The organism is Pseudomonas sp. C 49-2 (assembly GCF_003970195.1).
In the GTDB taxonomy this organism is placed as follows: domain Bacteria; phylum Pseudomonadota; class Gammaproteobacteria; order Pseudomonadales; family Pseudomonadaceae; genus Aquipseudomonas; species Aquipseudomonas canadensis.
On sequence record NZ_RXYG01000009.1, the window covers coordinates 1 to 18,890 of the forward strand.

The following is an 18,890-nucleotide window of genomic DNA, read 5'->3' on the forward strand; positions in this document are numbered from 1 at the left end:
GATTCAAGCCTGCGTTCGGCCAGCGTGTTTGACGGGGCGCCTAAGATCAAGAGCGACTCGCTTCGCATCGTGGATACGCTTTTCGTTTTCTGTAGGAGCCGACTTGCCGGCGAAAAACGTGAGAGCGCCGCGTTCATTCTGGTTTCCCGCGTCATCGTTGAAGACCATCGCCGGCAAGCCGGCTCCTACAGTACCGCGTTTGCCTTTGCCTTTGCTTCACACCACTCAAGCCGGCTGTCAGGCCGCTGTGCTCTTGCTTTTGATTTTGATCTTAGGCGGCCCCCCAAATCACTGTCGGATTACGGGCACACCGAGCCTAGGCGAGGTGCCGAGTGTTGGGGCAAGAGCGTTTTGCTTACTTTTGCGCTTTTCAAAAGTGAGCCGCTGTAAGAGCGGAACCATAAGCGGCCGTGACCGCAGCAACGGATATGTACCCCCCCCCCACATGACAAGATGAACTCCCCTCAGGTTTACTACTCTCTGAGTAAGCTTTTACCGACTCCCCCGGGTCGGTCCATCTAGGTCACCGAATGAACAAATACACCCCCCACACCTGGGAACCCCACGAGCGCCCAAGCCTCCCAGGTTCACCGTCCACCCCGCTGCACCCCACGCACAAGCGTTGGCTGTTCGCGCTGGTCGGCGTGCTGGTGGCAATCACCGGGGGCCTGGGTAACGCGCTGGTCATCGCCAACCTGCAATACCTGCAAGGCGCCCTCGGCGCGACCACCGCCGAAATGGCCTGGCTCCCCGCCGCCTACGTCATGACCAACGTCTGCATGAACCTGCTGCTGGTGAAGTTCCGCCAACAGTTCGGCCTGCGCGCCTTCACCGAAGTGTTCCTGGTGCTGTACGCGCTGGTCACCTTCGGCCACTTGTTCGTCAACGACCTCAACTCGGCCATCGCCGTGCGCGCAGCCCATGGGATGGTCGGCGCGGCGCTGAGTTCGTTGGGCTTGTACTACATGATCCAGGCGTTCCCGGCCAAGTGGCGCTTAAAGGCGCTGGTGCTGGGCTTGGGCACCGCGCAGCTGGCTTTACCCTTGGCACGCCTGTTCTCCGAAGACCTGCTGCAAATCGCCGAATGGCGCGGCCTGTACCTGTTCGAGCTGGGCATGGCGCTGATCTGCCTCGGTTGCGTCTTCCTACTTAAACTCCCGCCCGGCGACCGCTTCAAGACCTTTGAAAAACTCGACTTCCTCACCTTCGCGATCCTCGCCACCGGCGTCGCCTTGCTTTGCGCGGTGCTGTCCCTGGGCCGCATCGACTGGTGGCTGGAAGCGCCCTGGATCGGCATTGCCTCGGCCTGTTCCCTGGTGCTGATCATGGCCGGCCTGGCCATCGAGCATAACCGTGCGAACCCGATGCTGATGACCCGCTGGCTGGGCAGTGGTGTGATGATCCGCCTGGCGCTGGCAGTGATCCTGATTCGCATGGTGCTGTCCGAGCAGTCCACCGGCGCGGTGGGGTTCATGCAGATGTTGAACATGAGCTACCAGCAGATGCACACCCTGTACGTGGTGATGCTCGCCGGGGCGATTGCCGGGCTTGTGGTCAGTGCGTTGACCATCAACCCGGCGCACCTGTTGATGCCGCTGGTGATTTCCCTGGCGCTGATGGCTACCGGCTCGGTGATGGACAGTTTTTCCAGTAATCTAACCCGCCCACAGAACCTGTACATCAGCCAGTTCCTGCTAGGCTTCGGCGGCACGTTCTTCCTCGGCCCGACCATGGTGTTGGGCACCAAGAACGTGCTGACCAACCCGCGCAACCTGGTGAGTTTTTCGGTGATGTTCGGCATCTGCCAGAACCTCGGCGGCCTGATTGGCGCGGCGTTGCTGGGGACGTTCCAGATCGTGCGCGAGAAGTATCACTCCAGCATGATCGTCGAACACCTGACCTTGCTCGACCCGCGTGTGGCCGCGCGGGTGCAGAGCGGCGGCTCGGCCTACGGCGGTATTGTCGCTGACCCCGAGCTGCGCAACCTGATGGGCATTCGCAGCCTGGCCACGGCGGCGACCCGTGAGGCGAACGTGATGGCCTACAACGATGTCTTCATGTTGATCGCGATCATCGCGATACTCACCATGATCTGGATCTTTATCCGCAGTCTGTGGCTGATGAGTACCACTCGAGCAGCAGCCACTCCCGTTCAACCCAGCGGCGCACCTTCATGACCGAACCTTCGACCACCACGACCACTGCCATCGCCTCCACCCCGGAGGGCAGCACCCCACCCGGCGCGGTGCCCACCGAGCTGCGCCCGTTACGGGTGCGGATCATCTCGTCCCTGGGCTTTGCCGCAATCGCCATCGTCGGCGTGCTGATTGTGCTGTACGCCTGGCAATTGCCGCCGTTCAGCAGCGCGGTGGAAACCACCGAGAACGCGCTGGTGCGCGGGCAGGTCACGATTATCGGGCCGCAGCTCAGCGGCTATGTGTTCGAGGTGCCGGTGCAGGATTTCCAGCACGTGAAGGCCGGCGACCTGCTGGTGCGCCTCGACGACCGCATCTACAAGCAGCGCCTGGACCAGGCGCTGGCGCAGTTGGCGGTGCAGCAGGCGTCGTTGGCGAATGTGGTGCAACAGCGCAACAGCGCCGAAGCCACCATCAAGTTGCGTCAGGCAGCCTTGGCGGACAGCCAGGCGCAGGCGCGCAAGAGCACGGCCGATTTGCGCCGCAACGAAGAGCTGATCAGCGATGGCTCGGTGTCCAAGCGCGAGCTGGACGTGACCCGCGCCGCCAACGCACAGACCATCGCCGCTGTGGCGCAAGCCCAGGCCAGCCTGGAAATCGCCCGGCAGGACCTCCAGACGGTGATCGTCAACCGTGGTTCCCTGGAAGCAGCCGTGGCCAGTGCCGAGGCGGCAGTGGAGTTGGCGCGCATTGACTTGTCCAACACCCGCATCACCGCGCCTCGCGACGGCCAGTTGGGGCAGATCGGCGTGCGGCTTGGGGCCTACGTCAACTCCGGCGCACAGTTGATGGCGCTGGTGCCGCCGCAGTTGTGGGTGATCGCCAACATGAAGGAAACCCAGATGGACAACGTGCAGGTCGGCCAGCCGGTGACTTTCACGGTGGATGCGCTGAACCACCGCAAATTCCGCGGCACGGTGCAGCATATTTCCCCGGCCACGGGCTCGGAGTTCAGCCTGTTGCAGGCGGACAATGCCACCGGCAACTTCGTCAAGATCGCCCAGCGCGTGCCGGTGCGGATCATGGTGGACCCGGACCAGGCCGAGAGTGAACGGTTGCGACCGGGGTTGTCGGTGGTCGTCAGTATTGATACGGCGGGGCGGTTAAACAACAGCCCGCCTTGAGAGGGGTTGATACTTGAGGGTAAAGGCCAGCTCCGCGGACTGGCCTTGCTCCAACAGCTTCAGCCCAGGCCGCCCTGGCAGGTGATGGGCATTCACCGGGTGACTCACCGGCTCAATGCAAAAAAATCCCAGCCCCGGCGGGCAGTAGAGGAGGAAGTAATCACTCCCCGTGGCCTGGCATTCCAGGGTGTAACCCAGCTCCGGTTGCTCGATCAGGCAATGGCCGTCCCAGTCGCCAAAACCGTTGTCGACCAGGCCGTCAGGCAGGCTTTTCAACTGCTGGAAATCCCAAGCGGTGGGCACCGGCGCCAGCTCTGTCGGTAACTTGGCGGCGTCGCTCATCCACACCTGTGACGCCTTGGCCTGCAACCGCGTACTCGCCGTGCGCGGCAGATACGGATGCAATCCCAGCCCATGCCACGCGGGCTTTTCCGCCAGATGCGTCACGCGCAAAGTGATGCTCAGCTCACCGTTCTCCAACCGAAACCGCTGCTCGGCGCGATAGGCAAACGGCACGTCGCACACCACTTCCAGCACAACTTCATCCGCTGCTTGGCTGACCACCTGCCATGCCTGTTGCCAGGCCGAACCGTGAATCGGCAGCGGGTCGGTCAAGCTATTGGGCGCCAGCGCCAGCCAGCCGTCGGGGTTGTCGAAGCCCCCTTCGGCAATCCGGTTGGACCAGGGCGCCAAGGGATAGCACCCCAGCTTGCCTGGCAACCCGGTGTTGATCGCGTGCGCATCGCTGGGCCGCAACAGCGGCTGGCCGGTGGCGAGCACCGTCCAGTTGACGATGCTGCCTCCCGTGGCCGGCGCGAGGGTAAGGTGGGTCTGGTTGTCTTGCAGTTCAATCAGCATCAGAGCACCACGCTTGGCAGCCACAACGACAGCGCAGGAACGTAAGTCACGGCCATCAGTACCAGAAACAGCACGGCATAAAACGGCAGCAGCGCCTTCACGGTTTTCTCGATACTGACCTTGCCCACCGCCGCGCCGACGAACAGCACCGCGCCCACCGGCGGCGTGATCAGGCCGATACCGAGGTTGACCAGCATGATCATGCCGAAGTGCACCGGATCGACGCCGATACCCAGCACCACCGGCAGCAGGATCGGCGTGAGGATCAAGATCAGCGGCGCCATGTCCATCACCGTGCCGAGCAACAGCAGCATGGCGTTGATGCACATCAGGATCACGTAGCGGTTGTCCGACAGGGTCAGGAACATCGTGGTGATTTTTGCCGGGATCTGCATCAGGGTCATGATGTAGCCGAAGCTGGCGGCGAAGGCGATCAGGATCATCACGATGGAAATGGTGCGCACCGTGCGGTGCATCAGCTTGGGCAACTCGCTCCATTTGTAGTCGCGGTAGATGAACATGGTCACGAAAAACGCCCACAGCACCGCAATCGCTGCGGATTCGGTGGCGGTGAAAATCCCCGAGAGGATGCCGCCCAGGATGATCACCATGGCCATCAGGCCCCAGAGCGCATCGGCGCAGATTTTCAGCGCCTGCTTGAGCGGAATGACTTCACCCTTGGGGTAGTTGCGCTTTTTCGCGAAGATCAGGCACAGCACCATCAGGCACGCGCTCATCAGCAAGCCAGGCACCACACCGGCCATGAACAACGAGGCAATCGACACCGTACCGCCGGCCGCCAGGGAGTAGAGCACCGAGTTATGGCTGGGCGGGGTTAAAAGAGCCTGCACCGAACCGCTGACGGTCACGGCCGTGGCGAATTCCCGGGGGTAGCCACGGCGTTCCATTTCCGGAATGAGCACCGAGCCGACCGAGGCGGTGTCCGCCACCGACGAGCCGGAAATTGCGCCAAAAAACGTCGAGGCCATGATGTTCACCAACGACAGGCCGCCGCGTACAAAACCCACCAGTACGCCGGCAAATGCCACCAACCGCCGCGACATGCCGCCCTCGGCCATGATCGCCCCGGCCAGCACAAAGAACGGAATCGCCATCAGCGAAAACTTGTTCACCCCGCCGGCCACCTGAATCATCAGGGCCTGGAACGGGATGTCGATCCACCACGCGCCGATCAGCGCCGACAACCCCAGGGCGTACGCCACAGGCATGCCGATCAGGATCAAGGCGATAAAGCTGCCCAACAGAATCAATGCGTCCATATCAAGCGGCCCCTTCGCTTTCTTCAACCAGGTCGAAGCGCACGACCCGACGGTTGCTCTGGTCACCGAGCAAGAGTTTTTCCACGACAAAGATCAGGGTCAGCAGCCCGCCGATCGGGATCGGCATATAGGTGATGCCCACACGCAGGGTAGGGATGGCACTCATGAACTGGTTCCAGGTGGACAGGCACAGTTTGGTGCCCCAAATGGCCATGAACAGGCAGATGGTGCCCATCAGCAATTGCGAGACGACGCCGATGATCTGGCGCTGACGGGGCGGCAGGCGGTCAGTGACCATGGCCACCGACATATGCGCGCCGGCGCGGTAACTGGCGGCGGCGCCGATAAAGGTGAACACCAGCATCAACAGGATGGCGGTGGGCTCCGGCCAACTGGAGCCGGTGCCGAGGACGTAGCGGGCGAAGATGCCCCAAGGGATGATCAGCGCGACCCCCAATACCGAGAGGCCGGCGACCCAGATGCAGGTCATGTAGATGCGGTCGTTGATGCGCAGCAGTAAATTCTTCATGGCGTTCACCGTAACCGGGCGCGTCGATGCCGACCGCGCCGGGCCTTGCTAGAGAAGGAGGGCGTTACTGAACGGCGTCGATACGCTTGATGATGTCGGCGTAGGCCGCGCCGTACTTGGCGCGAACCGGCGCGGTGGCGTCATAGAAGGGTTTTTTGTCGACGGTGATGAACTCGACACCGGCGGCCTTGAGCTTGGTTTCACTGCTGGCGGACTTGGCGTCCCACAACACGCGCTCGTCAGCCTGGGCGGCCTTGGCGGCTTTTTTCACCATGTCCTGCTGCGCGGGGGTGAGCTTGTTCCAGGTGATTTTCGACATCACGATGGGCTCGGGCAAAATCAGGTGCTCGGTGAGGGTGTAGTACTTGGCGTTCTGGAAATGGTTGTGTTCCAGCAGGGTCGGCGGGTTGTTTTCCGCGCCGTCGATTACGCCGGTCTGCAGGGCGCTGAAGATTTCGCCGGTGTCCATGGCGATGCCGTTGGCCCCCATTTCATTGAAGGCTTCGATGAACAAGGGGTTACCTTGTACGCGGATTTTCATGCCCTTGAGGTCTTCGATCTTGCGCACCGGTTTCTTGGTGTAGAGGTTGCGCGTGCCGCCGTCCATCCAGGCCAGGGCGACCAGGCCGAATTCGGAATCGGTGATCTTGGCGAGGATCTCGTCGCCGATCTCGCCGTCGATGACCTTGCGCATGTGCGCCTGGTCGCGGAACACGAACGGCAGGTTGAACACGTTCACGTCCGGCACCACCGGGCCGACAATGCCGAGGCTGACGCGCGTCATCTGGATAGCGCCGACCTGAGCCTGTTCGACCACTTCTTTTTCGGACCCGAGGACACCGCCCGGGAAATACTTGAAGGTCAGTTCGCCATTGCTTTCCTTGGTCAGGGCCTTGCCCATGTTCTCTTCGGCAACGACGGTGGGGTAGCCGGCGGGATGGATATCGGCGAATTTGATTTCCAGCGCGTGGGCGGCGCTGCTGAGGGTGAAGAATGCAGCGGCGAGCAAGGTGCGTTTGAAGTCCATGGGGGTTCATTCCTGTCTTGTTATTGTTGTATTCAAGGCACAGCGATGCAGCTAGAGGGTGAAGGTGGGCTCCGGCAATCCGACTACGCCGGGGTTAAGGGCGAACACGCCGCCGGACAGTGACTGTTCACTCTGGTCATCGCGGATCGAGGTGACAAACAGGGTGTCCAGGCGACTGCCGCCAAAGGCGCACATGGTGGGTTTTTTCACCGGTACGGTGAGGGAGCGATCGAGGCGACCCTCCGGGGTAAAACGGTGGATCAGCCCGGCGTCGTTGGCGCAGATCCAGTAGCAGCCATCGGCATCCACGGCTGCGCCGTCAGGGCGGCCGAGGTGCTTGTGCATGTCCACGAACACGCGGCGGTTGGACGGCGTGCCAGTGTCAATGTCGTAGTCGAACGCCCAGATTTGCTGCACCAGCGGGTGTGAGTCCGAGGCGTACATCGTGCGGCCGTCAGGGCTGAAGGCCAGTCCGTTCAACGTGATGAAACCGTTCAACTGCGCATGGGGCGCCGCACCTGCTGCGTAGCGATAGAGGGTGCCCTCGGCCGCATTCAAACCCATGTTCAACACCATGCTGCCGGCCCAGAAACGGCCCTGGCGATCACACCGGCCGTCGTTCAGGCGCATGTCCTGGCGTGGGTGCTCGACAGCCGCCAGAGGCGTTGTATCAAGGCTGCCGTCGTTGTGCGCGGTGAGCTGGAAGAACCCGGTTTCCATCCCGGCGACCCAGTTGCCCGCCTCGGTGCGGGCGATGCAGGCAAGCATCTGCGGGGCTGTCCAGGCGGCAACATGACCCGTGGCGGCGCTCCAGCGTTGCAGGCCGCCCTTGGGGATATCCACCCAGTAAAGGGCGTTTTCCTCGGGCACCCACACGGGGCATTCGCCTACGGCATTGCGGGCATCGACGATCAATTCAGCGGTCATGGTCAGTCCCCGAAAGGGCCGGCCGCGCAGAACGCGCCGCCCTGGTAGACCTTGGCCGGGTCATCGGCGGCCACTGGTGGCTGGGTTTCGACCTGGGCGCGAAACACTTCGGAGCTGTCTTTGGGGGCAAAGCCCAAGTGGGCGGCGTAGCGGTTGTCCCACCAGGTGTCGAGGTTATCCGACATACCGTAGACCACCGTGTGGCCGACGTTGGGGGTGTACAGCGCGCGCTCGAGCAATTGAGTCAGGTCATCGAAACTCAGCCAGGTGTGCATCATGCGGCGGTTCTGTGGTTCCGGGAACGACGAGCCGATACGGATGCTCACGGTCTCGATGCCGTAGCGGTCAAAGTAGAAACTGGCCATGTCTTCGCCGTAGGACTTGGACAGGCCGTAGTAGCTATCCGGGCGGCGCGGGGAGTGAGCGTCGAGTTTTTCACCTTGTTTATAGAAGCCGATCACGTGATTGGAACTGGCGAAAATCACGCGCTTCACACCGTGGCGGCGCGCAGCTTCATAGATATGGAAAATGCCGCTGATGTTCGCGCCGAGCACTTCTTCGAACGAGCGCTCCACCGAGACGCCGCCGAAGTGCAGGATCGCGTCGACGCCTTCCACCAAGTGGTGCACGGCTTGTTTGTCGGCGAGGTCACAGGGTTGCACCTCTTCGGACGCGTCGGCAGCCGGGGCCATGTTGGCGATGTCCGACAGGCGCAGTACCTGGGCGTAAGGGCGCAGGCGCTCGCGCAAGACTTTACCCAGGCCGCCAGCGGCCCCGGTGAGCAGCAGGCGATTGAATGGAACGGGCGTGGTTGTGGTGGTGGTCATGAGGGTTCCATTGTTGTTGTAGGTTGTCGTATGACTATGCCGAAGTATCGTTAGGGATTCTTGTGCTTGTCAACGCCCTTCTGTAGTGAACGGGTTTGTCTGTGGTGAGCGGGCTTGCCCCGCGCTGGGGGCGCAGCCGCCCCAATCCAGACAGCCCCTTCTGTCTGATACAACGAGGTGTTTTTTTGGGGGGCGGCTTCGCCCCCCAGCGCGGGGCAAGCCCGCTCACCACAACAAGCCCGCTCACCACAAAGTCATTCAGTGGCCTTTAGAGCAGTGAAATCGGATAGCTGATAAACAGCCGATTTTCATCAAACTCGTTATTGCTGAAATCCCGACGCATGGTCGAATTGCGCCAGCGCACATTCAGGTCCTTCAGCGCACCGCTTTGCACCGTGTAAGCCAGTTCCGACTCGCGCCCCCATTCCTTGCCATCGGTGATGGCCCCGGTGTGTACGTTACTGCCGCTGATATAGCGGTTCATCATGGTCAATCCCGGAATGCCCAGCACCACGAAGTTGAAATCATGACGCACCTGCCAGGACTTTTCCTTGGCGTTATCGTAGCTGGCGTTGTAGCTGTCGTTGGCCAGGGTGCCGCCACTGGTGCCGTTGACGCGCATCCACACGCTATCCCCGGTGAGTTTCTGCAGGCCCACATAGAAGGTGTTGCCGTTGTACTTGGCCGAGAGCAGGGCGAAGGCGGTCTTGTTGTCGAGGTCGCCGGCCAGGGCGCTGCCATCTTCCTTGCCGGTGAAAAACCCGAGGTTGGCGCCCAGGGTCCAGTCGCCCACGGGTTGGCTGTGGGTCAGGTTGAAATACTGCTGCTGGTAGATGTCGGTGAGTTCGGCGTACCACACACCCACTTGGGTACGTTTGTCGTTGAAGCTGTACTCGCCGCCGCCGAAGTTGAAGCGGTCAGAGGTGAACGCGGCTTTGCCGTTCATGAACATGTCTTCCATGCTCGCGTCGTTGCGCGGGCTGTTGCCGCGGAACTGGCCGCCGTAGAGGGTCAGGCCGGCGATTTCATTGGACGTGACCTGGCCGCCACGGAACGTTTGGGGCAGGGAGCGGCCGTCGTCGGAGCGCAGGATCGGCAGCACCGGCATCCATTCGCCGACCTTTAATTCGGTCTTCGATAACTTGGTTTTCAGTGCCACGCCGAGGCGGCCAAAGTTGTCGGCCGGGCGGCCGTCGCTGTGAATCGGCAGCAACTGCGTACCGCCAGTGCCTTTACCTCCATCAAGTTTTTGCGAATACAGGCCCAGCACGTCAATCCCAAAGCCCACGGTGCCTGTGGTGTAGCCGGACTTAGCGTCGAGAATGAAGTTCTGCGTCCACTCTTCGGCTTTGCCCTGGGGGTTTGTCGGGTTAGTGAAGTTGCGGTTGAAGTAGGCGTTGCGCAGGTTAAGCGTGGCCTTGGCGTCGTCGACGAAGCCTTCGGCCGAAGCGGCGAGGGGCAGGGTGAAAGCCAGGCTGCCGAGACCGATAAAACCGCGGCGAATGGAGGAATTGCGGGCGAGTGAACTCACAGTGAAGCTCCCTTTCTTTTGTTGTTTTTATTTTTTGTTATACGTTGTCGTACAACATTGGAGCGAATATTTGCGAGGTTTTCCGGGATTGTCAATCAGAAGTTATACGATGACCTGCTCGGGCCGGAGGCGGGAAGTTATTCAGCCCGCCATCACCATGGGAGGCAAGGTGCCAAGAAGGGAAACGGCGGCCACCGCTGCAACACCCAGCAGCCACTCCAGCATCACACTGGACTTCAAACTGCCCAGGCGTTGTTCACAGCGCTCGATACGCAGCCGGTTCAGCAGCGCCAACGCCAGCATGCCCAGCACCAGAAATACTTTGATCAACAGAATCAGCGCGAATCCGTTGAACAACGGCGTGGGCCAGAATTGCCCGGTGAGTACGCGCACGTTGATCAAGCCAGTCACCAGCAACCCGGCGACCAGCCCATAACCCACGCCGCTGAACCGCCTTAGGATCGGCTCCAGTACCAGGGTTGGCGATTGCCTGAGGATCAACACCAGCAACAGCAAGCCGCCGAGCCAGGCCCCGACGCACACCAGGTGCACCACCTGATTGAGGATCAGCAACTGGCCGCTGAGCCCATCGAGCATGGCGCCATGGCCCACCGGCGCCAAGGTCGCCAGCAGCAGCGCAATGACCGGCAGGCGCAGCATCCGCCAGGGTTTGGCCAGCACGATCACCAGCAACAGGTTCAGCAACAGGTGCCACACCCACACCTGGCCAAAAAAGGTCTTGCCCAGCACCAACTGCACGGTGGCCGGTTGCAGCGCCGCGTCCCAGCTGCCCGCCATGCTGGCGGTAATCAACAGCAGCCAGGTCACGCCAGAGAATAACGCCAGCCAGGCCAGCCCGCGGGTGATGCGCTCAAGTTGCCGGTCCAGCGCCGGTTGCGCTTCAGCGCCGAGCAGCCAGGGCCTGAATGCACAGGCCCCGAACATCAGCAGCACGACGATGAAATGCAGGAAACGGCACAGCACCAGCAGCGGTGCCATGGGTTATTGGCCGACCTTGAAGCTGTATTCACCGTTGCTCTTATGAGTGTCGACCGAGACCGCGTTCCACACCACTTTGTAGTTACCGGCCGCCAAGGGTGCGGCCGGAGTGACGACCAGGACTTTTTTGTCGGCGTCCGGTGTTTCCAGGCCCTTGATGGCGACTTCGGTGCCGTCCTTGCTCAGGGACACCTTGGTGAAGGTGGCCTCGACGCCTTCGCTGAAGGTCAGGCGCAGGTCTTTAGGCGCGGTGACGCTGCTGTCGGCCGCCGGTTCAGCGCTCTTGAGGTGCGCGTGGGCAAATGCAGCGGAGGCGCCCAGCAGGGAGGCGAGCAGGGCGACGGTGGTGAGGCTTTTCTTGATCAACATTGTTCAATACCTTCAGGGTCAGGGAGTCGGTAGAGCCATGTGCAGCAAGGGAAAGGGCTTGCCTTCGCCATCCAGCGGCGAGCGCGCAACCTGGATAAAACCATAATGCAGGTAGAAACCCACGGCCTGGGGGTTTTGTTCGTTCACGTCCACCGTGAGGGCGTCGTGACGGGCGCGGGCGTGGTCCAGCAATTGGCGGCCGATGCCCTGGCCACGGCGGTCGGGCTCGATAAACAGCATTTCCACGTTGTGCCCGCCAGTGCCGATGAAGCCGGCGATGCCGTTCTGGTCTTCATACACCCACACATCGAGTGCGGGCATGGGCAGGTAGGTGTCGCGCACCAGGGGTAGCAGACGTTGAATGTCATCCTCGGGGAGGAAGTCATGGGTGGCCCGCACCGAGCGCTCCCAGAGTGCGCCCAGCACGGGGTCGTCGGTGGCCACGCGAGGTCGAATAGTCATTGCAATGATCCTTCATGGGGACCGCGATCCTAACCAATCCGATTTCCAGGGGAAAGGTTCGCGTCAGAAGTTTCATTATGGCCTGTCGCCGCGATCTAGAGCCGATGGTAGTCTTTAAGCCAAGTTGTTGTCAGGGAGCCCTTATGGGCAATCACAAGATCGGAATTCGTCGGGTCAACGTCGAGAAAATCCTGCTGGCGGCGGAGAAAATCTTCGCCGAAAAAGGCTACGGCAGCACTGCCATGGCGGATATCGCCGAAGAAGTGCAATTGCCGCGCTCCAACCTGCATTACTACTTCACCACCAAGAGCGAGCTGTACAGCGCGGTACTGTTCGACCTGCTGGAAGTGTGGAAGCAGGATGCCCTGAGTTTCGAGACCTTCGACGATCCACGGGTGGTGCTCAGCAGCTACATCCGCGCCAAGATGCAGCGCTCGCGCACGCGGCCATATGGTTCAAAAGTCTGGGCCAATGAAATCATCCACGGCGCGCCGACGCTCGGTGAGGCGCTGGATGAGAGTCTGTACGACTGGGCCAAGATGAAGGAAGCGAAAATTCGCCAGTGGGTGGAAGACAAACGCATCCTGCCGGTGGAGCCGTCGAGCCTGCTATACATGATCTGGGCCTCGACCCAGCACTATGCCGACTTTGATCATCAGGTGAAGATCTTGAATGAGCACCAGCCGTTGTCGGATATGCAGTTCGAGAAGGCGATTCAGACGGTGACGAGTGTGATTTTGCGGGGGATTGGGTTGGAGCCTTGATATCGGTGAGCTGATCCCATTTTTGTGGTGAGCGGGCTTGCCCCGGTACAAACCGGGGACATCGTTTACATATCTAACCGGGGACATGGTTTACAGGTTAATACGCATGATCAGGAGGTAACTGATCATGCCCTGGAACCAAGAGTCTCCTATGGATCAACGAATCAAGCTGGTCATCGACTGGCTGTCTGGCGATTTCACCAAGAGCCAGTTAGCTCGGCGTTTTGGCGTCAGTCGACCGACTGTAGATAAATGGATCTCCCGTCACGTTGAAGGCGATTTAAAGTCGTTGGCAGAGGTGTCTCGACGGCCTCACACCAGCCCAAATAAGACTGATGATGAGATTTTGGCTCGCATAGTGGCGATGAAAGAAGCCCACAATAAATGGGGGCCGAAGAAGCTTGTCGAGCTATTACGAATCGATGACCCGTCTGTCGCCTGGCCATCGCCAAGCACGGCTGGCCAATGGCTTGACAGGCTTGGGCTGGTCAATAAACGGCGTTTCAAGCGACGGCACAGTAGCGTTCACAGGGTAATGCGAGAAGCCAACGAACCCAACAAGACGTGGTGCGCTGACTACAAGGGGCAGTTCAAGATGCTCAATGCCCAGATGTGCTATCCCCTGACCGTTACGGACCATGCTTCACGGTTGATTTTGGCATGTAGAGCCCACTCCAAAATCATGACCCAGCCTGTCAAACAAGCATTCGAGAGGCTTTTTCAGGAGTACGGGATGCCGGAAGTCATTCGCTCTGACAACGGCGTTCCCTTTGCTTCTCCAGGCCTGGCAAGAATGTCCACGCTGGCAGTTTGGTGGATCCGCCTGGGTATATATCCCGAACGAACCATGCCGGGACGACCTGCCCAAAATGGCCGCCATGAAAGGATGCATCGCAGTTTGAAGCTTGAACTGCCACTGGGGGAAAACCTGATCGAGCAGCAGCTTTTACTGGAGCACTTTCGACATGAATTCAATTACATACGCCCCCACGAGGCGCTCGGTATGAAACGTCCAGGAGATCTGTACGTACCGTCTACTCGAGCTTATCCAGGATGCCTGCCGGATGTGGAATATGCAGCGGAAATGGAAGTACGAAGCGTCAGACAGAACGGCTCGATCATGTGGAAAGGAAAGTTGGTGTTTGTTAGCGAAGCGCTGTCAGGAGAACGGATCGGGCTCAAAGAGGTTGAAGATGATGTTTGGGATCTGTACCTGTGTGACTATCCCCTGGGGAGGCTTGGACGAGGCATGAATCGCGTCCAAGCTTCAAATGTGTAAACGATGTCCCCGGTTTCAGATGTAAAGGATGTCTACGGTTCTACACCCGCGCGAGGCAAGCTCGCTCACCACAATATTTCGGGTTACACAGCCTCCCTGTATGGATTCCTCGGATCCTGCGTCCAATTCAAAAACGGCTTGCCCGTGTCCATCGGCACCATCTCGATACAGTCCGCCACCGGGCAGGTGATCTGGCACAGGTTGCAGCCCACGCACTCGTCATCGATCACTTCGTATTTATGCGTGCCATCCGTCTGTTTCAAACTGGAGATGGCCTGGTGCGAGGTGTCCTCACAGGCAATATGGCAACGCCCACAGCCAATGCACGCCTCCTGATCGATCTTCGCAATCACCTGATAGTTGATGTCCAGGTATTTCCAATCCGTCGTATTTCCCACCGCCCGCCCGGAAAAATCCTGCAGGCTTTTGTATCCTTGACTGTCCATCCATCGTGACAGCCCGTCCTTCATCTCCTCCACAATCCGAAACCCATGCAGCATCGCCGCCGTGCACACCTGCACCGCACCGCAGCCCAGGGCGACAAACTCCGCCGCGTCACGCCAATTGCCGATGCCGCCAATGCCGCAGATCGGCAGGCCCTGGGTCTGCGGGTCGCGGGCGATTTCGGCGACCATGTTCAGCGCGATCGGCTTGACCGCCGAGCCGCAATAACCGCCGTGGGTGCTTTGCGTGCCGACGACGGGCAGCGCGACCATGCGTTCCAGGTCGACGCTGGTGATGGAGTTGATGGTGTTGATCAGCGACACCGCATCCGCGCCGCCGCGATACGCTGCCCGCGCCGCCACGCGGATGTCGGTGATATTCGGCGTGAGCTTGACGATCACCGGCAGCGAGCAATACGTCTTGCACCAGCGCGTCACCTGTTCCACGTATTCCGGTACCTGGCCCACCGCCGCGCCCATGCCGCGCTCCGGCATGCCGTGGGGGCAACCGAAGTTCAGTTCGATGCCATCGCAACCTGTGGCTTCCACCAGCGGCAGGATGTTTTTCCAGGATTCCTCGACGCACGGCACCATCAGCGACACGATCAGCGCGCGGTCGGGCCAATCCTTTTTCACCTGGGTGATTTCCCGCAGGTTGATCTCCAGCGAGCGGTCGGTGATCAGCTCGATATTGTTGATGCCCAGCACTTCACGGTTGGCGCCGTAGTGCGCCGAGTAGCGCGACGACACGTTGACCGCCGCCGGGTCCTCGCCCAGGGTTTTCCACACCACGCCGCCCCAGCCGGCTTCGAAGGCGCGCACCACGTTGTAGGCCTTGTCGGTGGGCGGCGCGGAGGCCAGCCAGAATGGATTGGGGGCTTTGATACCGGCAAATACAATCGAGAGATCGGCCATTACGCAGCCTCCACATTCAGCATGAGTTGGGCATGGATGGCCTCGGCGGCCAGCTTGCCGTGTTGCACGGCTTGCACGGTGAGGTCCTGGCCGAGGCTGACGCAATCGCCGCCCGCGTACACCCCGGGAATGCTGGTGCGCAACTGTTCATCGACAAAGATCCGTTCACCGACACGCTGCAGTTGCTGGGCCAGCGGATCGTGCAGTGCCTCGCTGTCGAAGCCCTGGCCGATGGCCTTGAAGATCGCATCGGCCGCCAGTTCGAAGGTTTCGCCGGTCGAGTGCAAACGGCCGTTTTCCATGCGTGTGCGCAGGAAGCGCATGCCACGCACACGGCCCTGATCGTCCAACAGCACTGCCTCCGGCTGGGCCCAGGTCAGCAGGCGGACCTGGTTGGCCTTGGCGATGTCCTGTTCGTGATGAGTGGCGCCCATGTCCGTCAAGCCACGCCGGTAAACGAGGTTCACATCGCGGGCACCGAGACGGGCCATCTGCACGGCCATGTCGATGGCGGTATTGCCGGCGCCAAGCACGATGCAGCGGTCGGCCAGGGGCAGTTGGGTGAGGTCATCGGCCTGGCGCAGCTCACGGATGTAGTCGGTGGCGGCGAGCAGGCCGGGGGCGTCCTCGTGGGGCAGGCCGAGTTGTTTGCTGGCGGCGAGCCCGAGGCCGAGGAACACTGAGTCGAATTGCTGGTGCAGTTCACTGAGCGTGAGGTTGTCGCCCAGGCGCTGGCCGTGGCGAATCTCGATGCCACCTATCTGCAGCAGGAAATCCAGCTCCTTCTGCGCGAAGTCATCCACCAGCTTGTACTTGGCGATCCCGTATTCATTCAGGCCGCCGGCCTTTTCCCGGGCTTCGAAGATCACCACGTCATGGCCGTGCAAGGCGCTGCGGTGAGCGCAGGCCAAACCAGCGGGCCCGGCGCCGACCACGGCGATGCGCTTGCCGGTAGAGGCGGCGCGGTGGAAGGGGTGTTCGGTGAACTGTGCATTGTCGACGGCATAGCGTTGCAACAAACCAATCAACACCGGGGCGCATTCTTCAGCGTTGTTACGCACGCAAGCTTGCTGGCAGAGGATCTCGGTGGGGCAGACCCGGGCGCAACTGCCGCCGAGGATGTTGGCCGAGAGGATTTTCTGCGCGGCGCCTTGTACGTTTTCGGTGTGGATATTGCGGATGAACGATGGGATGTCGATTTCGCTGGGGCATGCGTTTACGCACGGCGCGTCGTAGCAATACAGGCAGCGCGAGGCTTCAAGCTGGGCTTGCCGGGCGTTGAGCGGTGGCGCCAGGTCGGTGAAATGGCTGGCGAGCGTCGGTCCATCCTCGGCGGGATGGGGGAGGTGGGTCAGGGTCTGGATCACGGTGTTGGCCTCACGGTTATTGAGGTACTGCCTCTGATGGGCATTGGTTTTTGTGTTGCCTTTGCTGGCCTTTTCGCAGGCAAGCCAGCTCCCACATGGGATCGGGTTCACATCGTTCAAATGTGGGAGCTGGCTTGCCTGCGAAAAGGCCGAAGGCCGCTTTTAGCGTTTCACAGCAGTAGGCCTGGAACGCTCCGCCCGCTTGCTCAACTGCTCGAACACCGGCGGATAGGTCGGCCGCTCCACATATCGCCCGGCACCCCGCTCGGCGCGCAGGTCGCCATCGGCCCACACAAGCTTGCCCTGGCTGATGGTGTGGCTCGGCACGCCGCGCACGGTCTTGCCTTCGAAGATGTTGAAGTCGACCTGCTGATGGTGGGTCTTGGCGGAAATGGTTCGCGTACCTTCGGGGTCCCACAACACCAGGTCGGCATCCGCACCCACGCGGATCGCGCCCTTGCGCGGGTAAAGGTTGAAGATCTTCGCGGTGTTGGTGGAGGTCAGCGCGACAAACTCCTGCATCGACAGGCGCCCAGTGTTGACCCCTTCATCCCACAGCAGCGCCATGCGGTCTTCGATCCCGGCGGTACCGTTGGGGATCTTGCTGAAGTCGTCCCGGCCAGCGGCTTTTTGCTCGGCGCAGAAGCAGCAGTGGTCGGTGGCGGTGGTGTGCAGGTTGCCGGATTGCAGGCCATGCCACAGCGCTTCCTGATGCCCGCGTGGACGGAAAGGCGGGCTCATCACGTAGCCAGCGGCGGTTTGCCAGTCCGGATGCTGGTAGACGCTGTCGTCCAGCAACAAGTGGCCGGCCAGCACTTCGCCGTAGACCGGCTGGCCTTTGCTACGGGCGTAGGTGATTTCATCCAACGCTTCCTTGGTGGACACATGGACCAGGTAAAGCGGCGTGCCGATGGTCTCGGCGATGCGGATGGCGCGGCTGGCCGCTTCGCCCTCCACCTGGGACGGACGCGACAGCGGGTGCGCTTCCGGCCCGGTGATGCCCTGGGCCATCAGCTTGCGTTGCAGGTGGTACACCAGCTCGCCGTTTTCCGCGTGCACGGTGGGCACCGCGCCCAGTTCCAGGCAGCGTTCGAAACTGGCGACGAGGGTGTCGTCCGCCGCCATGATCGCGTTCTTGTAGGCCATGAAGTGCTTGAAGCTGTTGATGCCGTGGTGGCTGACTAACTCGGCCATTTCCTCGCGCACCTGTTCGCTCCACCAGGTGATCGCCACGTGGAAGCCGTAGTCCGCAGCGGATTTCTCCGCCCAGCCGCGCCACTGGTGAAACGCTTCCAGCAGTGATTGCTGCGGGTTGGGAATCACAAAGTCGATGATCGACGTGGTGCCGCCCGCCAGGCCTGCCGCGGTGCCACTGAAAAAGTCTTCACTGGCCACGGTGCCCATGAAGGGCAGTTGCATATGGGTATGGGGATCGATGCCGCCGGGCATCAGGTATTGGCCGCTGCCATCGAGTATCTCAGTGCCGGCGGGAATATCCAGATTCGTACCAATAGCCCGGATTAGACCGCCTGCGCATAACACATCGGCGCGGTAACTTTCATCATGGGTAATAACGGTGGCGCCACGGATCAACAGCGACATGTCGAATTCCTCACAGGCTTGACCGGCTTGTGCCAGTTCTAAGTGTTGTAATGCTGCTTGCCGATGGCGTGATTAATTCCTGTCATCGGTGACAGGAATAGAAACTAGCCCGAGTTTTTAGATTGGGCAAGAAGATTTTTCATAAGCTTATATTTATATTAACTAGTTGATTAATAAGGGTAAAAATAGAAAATCACCAAAATGTAGCGCGCGCTCACCATTTTGACGCACTTGACAGGTTCTTAAATTGAGCAACATTTCTTATTGCAAATCAGACGCTTGAGACTTGCCTCTTGACGGGGCAGGGAAATAAAAATAATTGTGTTGCACCAGATTGAGTCCTGACAGTTCGGGCAACTTTCACGTTATCTAGCCTGAGTAACGTGGCAAGT

The 18,890-nt window shown here is 60.6% G+C and carries 17 protein-coding genes and 1 pseudogene; 5 read left to right on the forward strand and 13 right to left on the reverse strand.

Annotated elements, in window-relative coordinates; genetic code table 11:
* The 3 genes and pseudogenes from EJ576_RS29890 to EJ576_RS18295 form a co-directional block, all read left to right on the forward strand.
* Nucleotides 1-390: pseudogene (locus EJ576_RS29890) on the forward strand (hypothetical protein); the annotation flags it as partial.
* A gap of 140 nt (nucleotides 391-530) precedes the next feature.
* Nucleotides 531-2,177, forward strand: coding sequence for an MFS transporter (locus EJ576_RS18290; RefSeq protein ID WP_028616961.1), 1,647 nt, complete (start codon nucleotides 531-533; stop codon nucleotides 2,175-2,177).
* Nucleotides 2,174-3,319, forward strand: a complete 1,146-nt coding sequence (locus EJ576_RS18295) for an HlyD family secretion protein (protein ID WP_122729244.1) — start codon at nucleotides 2,174-2,176, stop codon at nucleotides 3,317-3,319. The genes EJ576_RS18290 and EJ576_RS18295 overlap by 4 nt, the downstream gene beginning before the upstream one ends.
* On the opposite strand, the gene EJ576_RS18300 is transcribed toward EJ576_RS18295, so the two are convergent.
* From EJ576_RS18300 to EJ576_RS18345, 10 genes are all read right to left on the reverse strand, one after another.
* Nucleotides 3,299-4,174 (reverse strand): aldose 1-epimerase, encoded by an 876-nt coding sequence (locus tag EJ576_RS18300; protein WP_126570921.1) that lies wholly within the window; start codon nucleotides 4,172-4,174, stop codon nucleotides 3,299-3,301. The genes EJ576_RS18295 and EJ576_RS18300 overlap by 21 nt on opposite strands.
* Nucleotides 4,175-4,176: 2 nt before the next feature.
* Nucleotides 4,177-5,457, reverse strand: coding sequence for a TRAP transporter large permease (locus EJ576_RS18305; RefSeq protein ID WP_122729242.1), 1,281 nt, complete (start codon nucleotides 5,455-5,457; stop codon nucleotides 4,177-4,179).
* A gap of 1 nt (nucleotide 5,458) precedes the next feature.
* Complete coding sequence (locus EJ576_RS18310) at nucleotides 5,459-5,986, reverse strand: TRAP transporter small permease (protein ID WP_028616957.1); 528 nt, start codon at nucleotides 5,984-5,986, stop codon at nucleotides 5,459-5,461.
* A gap of 64 nt (nucleotides 5,987-6,050) precedes the next feature.
* Complete coding sequence (locus EJ576_RS18315; RefSeq protein WP_028616956.1) at nucleotides 6,051-7,013, reverse strand: TRAP transporter substrate-binding protein; 963 nt, start codon at nucleotides 7,011-7,013, stop codon at nucleotides 6,051-6,053.
* A gap of 51 nt (nucleotides 7,014-7,064) precedes the next feature.
* Complete coding sequence (locus EJ576_RS18320; protein ID WP_123475487.1) at nucleotides 7,065-7,940, reverse strand: SMP-30/gluconolactonase/LRE family protein; 876 nt, start codon at nucleotides 7,938-7,940, stop codon at nucleotides 7,065-7,067.
* Between the two features lie 2 nt (nucleotides 7,941-7,942).
* On the reverse strand, nucleotides 7,943-8,767 hold the full coding sequence (locus EJ576_RS18325) for an NAD(P)-dependent oxidoreductase (RefSeq protein ID WP_123475489.1): 825 nt from the start codon (nucleotides 8,765-8,767) through the stop codon (nucleotides 7,943-7,945).
* Nucleotides 8,768-9,035: 268 nt separating this feature from the next.
* Nucleotides 9,036-10,298, reverse strand: a complete 1,263-nt coding sequence (locus tag EJ576_RS18330) for an OprD family porin (RefSeq protein WP_126570821.1) — start codon at nucleotides 10,296-10,298, stop codon at nucleotides 9,036-9,038.
* Nucleotides 10,299-10,439: 141 nt separating this feature from the next.
* Complete coding sequence (copD, locus tag EJ576_RS18335; RefSeq protein ID WP_126570822.1) at nucleotides 10,440-11,297, reverse strand: copper homeostasis membrane protein CopD; 858 nt, start codon at nucleotides 11,295-11,297, stop codon at nucleotides 10,440-10,442.
* Nucleotides 11,298-11,300: 3 nt separating this feature from the next.
* On the reverse strand, nucleotides 11,301-11,666 hold the full coding sequence (copC, locus tag EJ576_RS18340) for a copper homeostasis periplasmic binding protein CopC (RefSeq protein ID WP_016977999.1): 366 nt from the start codon (nucleotides 11,664-11,666) through the stop codon (nucleotides 11,301-11,303).
* An 18-nt stretch (nucleotides 11,667-11,684) separates the two neighbouring features.
* Nucleotides 11,685-12,128 (reverse strand): GNAT family N-acetyltransferase, encoded by a 444-nt coding sequence (locus tag EJ576_RS18345; protein WP_122729230.1) that lies wholly within the window; start codon nucleotides 12,126-12,128, stop codon nucleotides 11,685-11,687.
* A gap of 143 nt (nucleotides 12,129-12,271) precedes the next feature.
* Here EJ576_RS18345 and EJ576_RS18350 point away from each other — a divergent pair, with 143 nt between their 5' ends.
* Nucleotides 12,272-12,892, forward strand: a complete 621-nt coding sequence (locus tag EJ576_RS18350) for a TetR/AcrR family transcriptional regulator (RefSeq protein WP_010209389.1) — start codon at nucleotides 12,272-12,274, stop codon at nucleotides 12,890-12,892.
* Nucleotides 12,893-13,019: 127 nt separating this feature from the next.
* Nucleotides 13,020-14,171 carry a DDE-type integrase/transposase/recombinase gene (locus EJ576_RS18355; protein WP_126570823.1) on the forward strand — a complete coding sequence of 384 codons (1,152 nt, stop codon included), beginning with the start codon at nucleotides 13,020-13,022 and terminating at the stop codon, nucleotides 14,169-14,171.
* An 83-nt stretch (nucleotides 14,172-14,254) separates the two neighbouring features.
* On the opposite strand, the gene preA is transcribed toward EJ576_RS18355, so the two are convergent.
* From preA to hydA, 3 genes are all read right to left on the reverse strand, one after another.
* On the reverse strand, nucleotides 14,255-15,529 hold the full coding sequence (preA, locus tag EJ576_RS18360) for an NAD-dependent dihydropyrimidine dehydrogenase subunit PreA (RefSeq protein ID WP_122729228.1): 1,275 nt from the start codon (nucleotides 15,527-15,529) through the stop codon (nucleotides 14,255-14,257).
* Entirely contained in the window at nucleotides 15,529-16,896 is a 1,368-nt protein-coding gene (locus EJ576_RS18365; protein ID WP_126570824.1) for an NAD(P)-dependent oxidoreductase, read from the reverse strand. The genes preA and EJ576_RS18365 overlap by 1 nt, the downstream gene beginning before the upstream one ends.
* A gap of 162 nt (nucleotides 16,897-17,058) precedes the next feature.
* Complete coding sequence (gene hydA, locus EJ576_RS18370) at nucleotides 17,059-18,498, reverse strand: dihydropyrimidinase (RefSeq protein WP_126570825.1); 1,440 nt, start codon at nucleotides 18,496-18,498, stop codon at nucleotides 17,059-17,061.
* Nucleotides 18,499-18,890 lie beyond the last annotated feature (392 nt).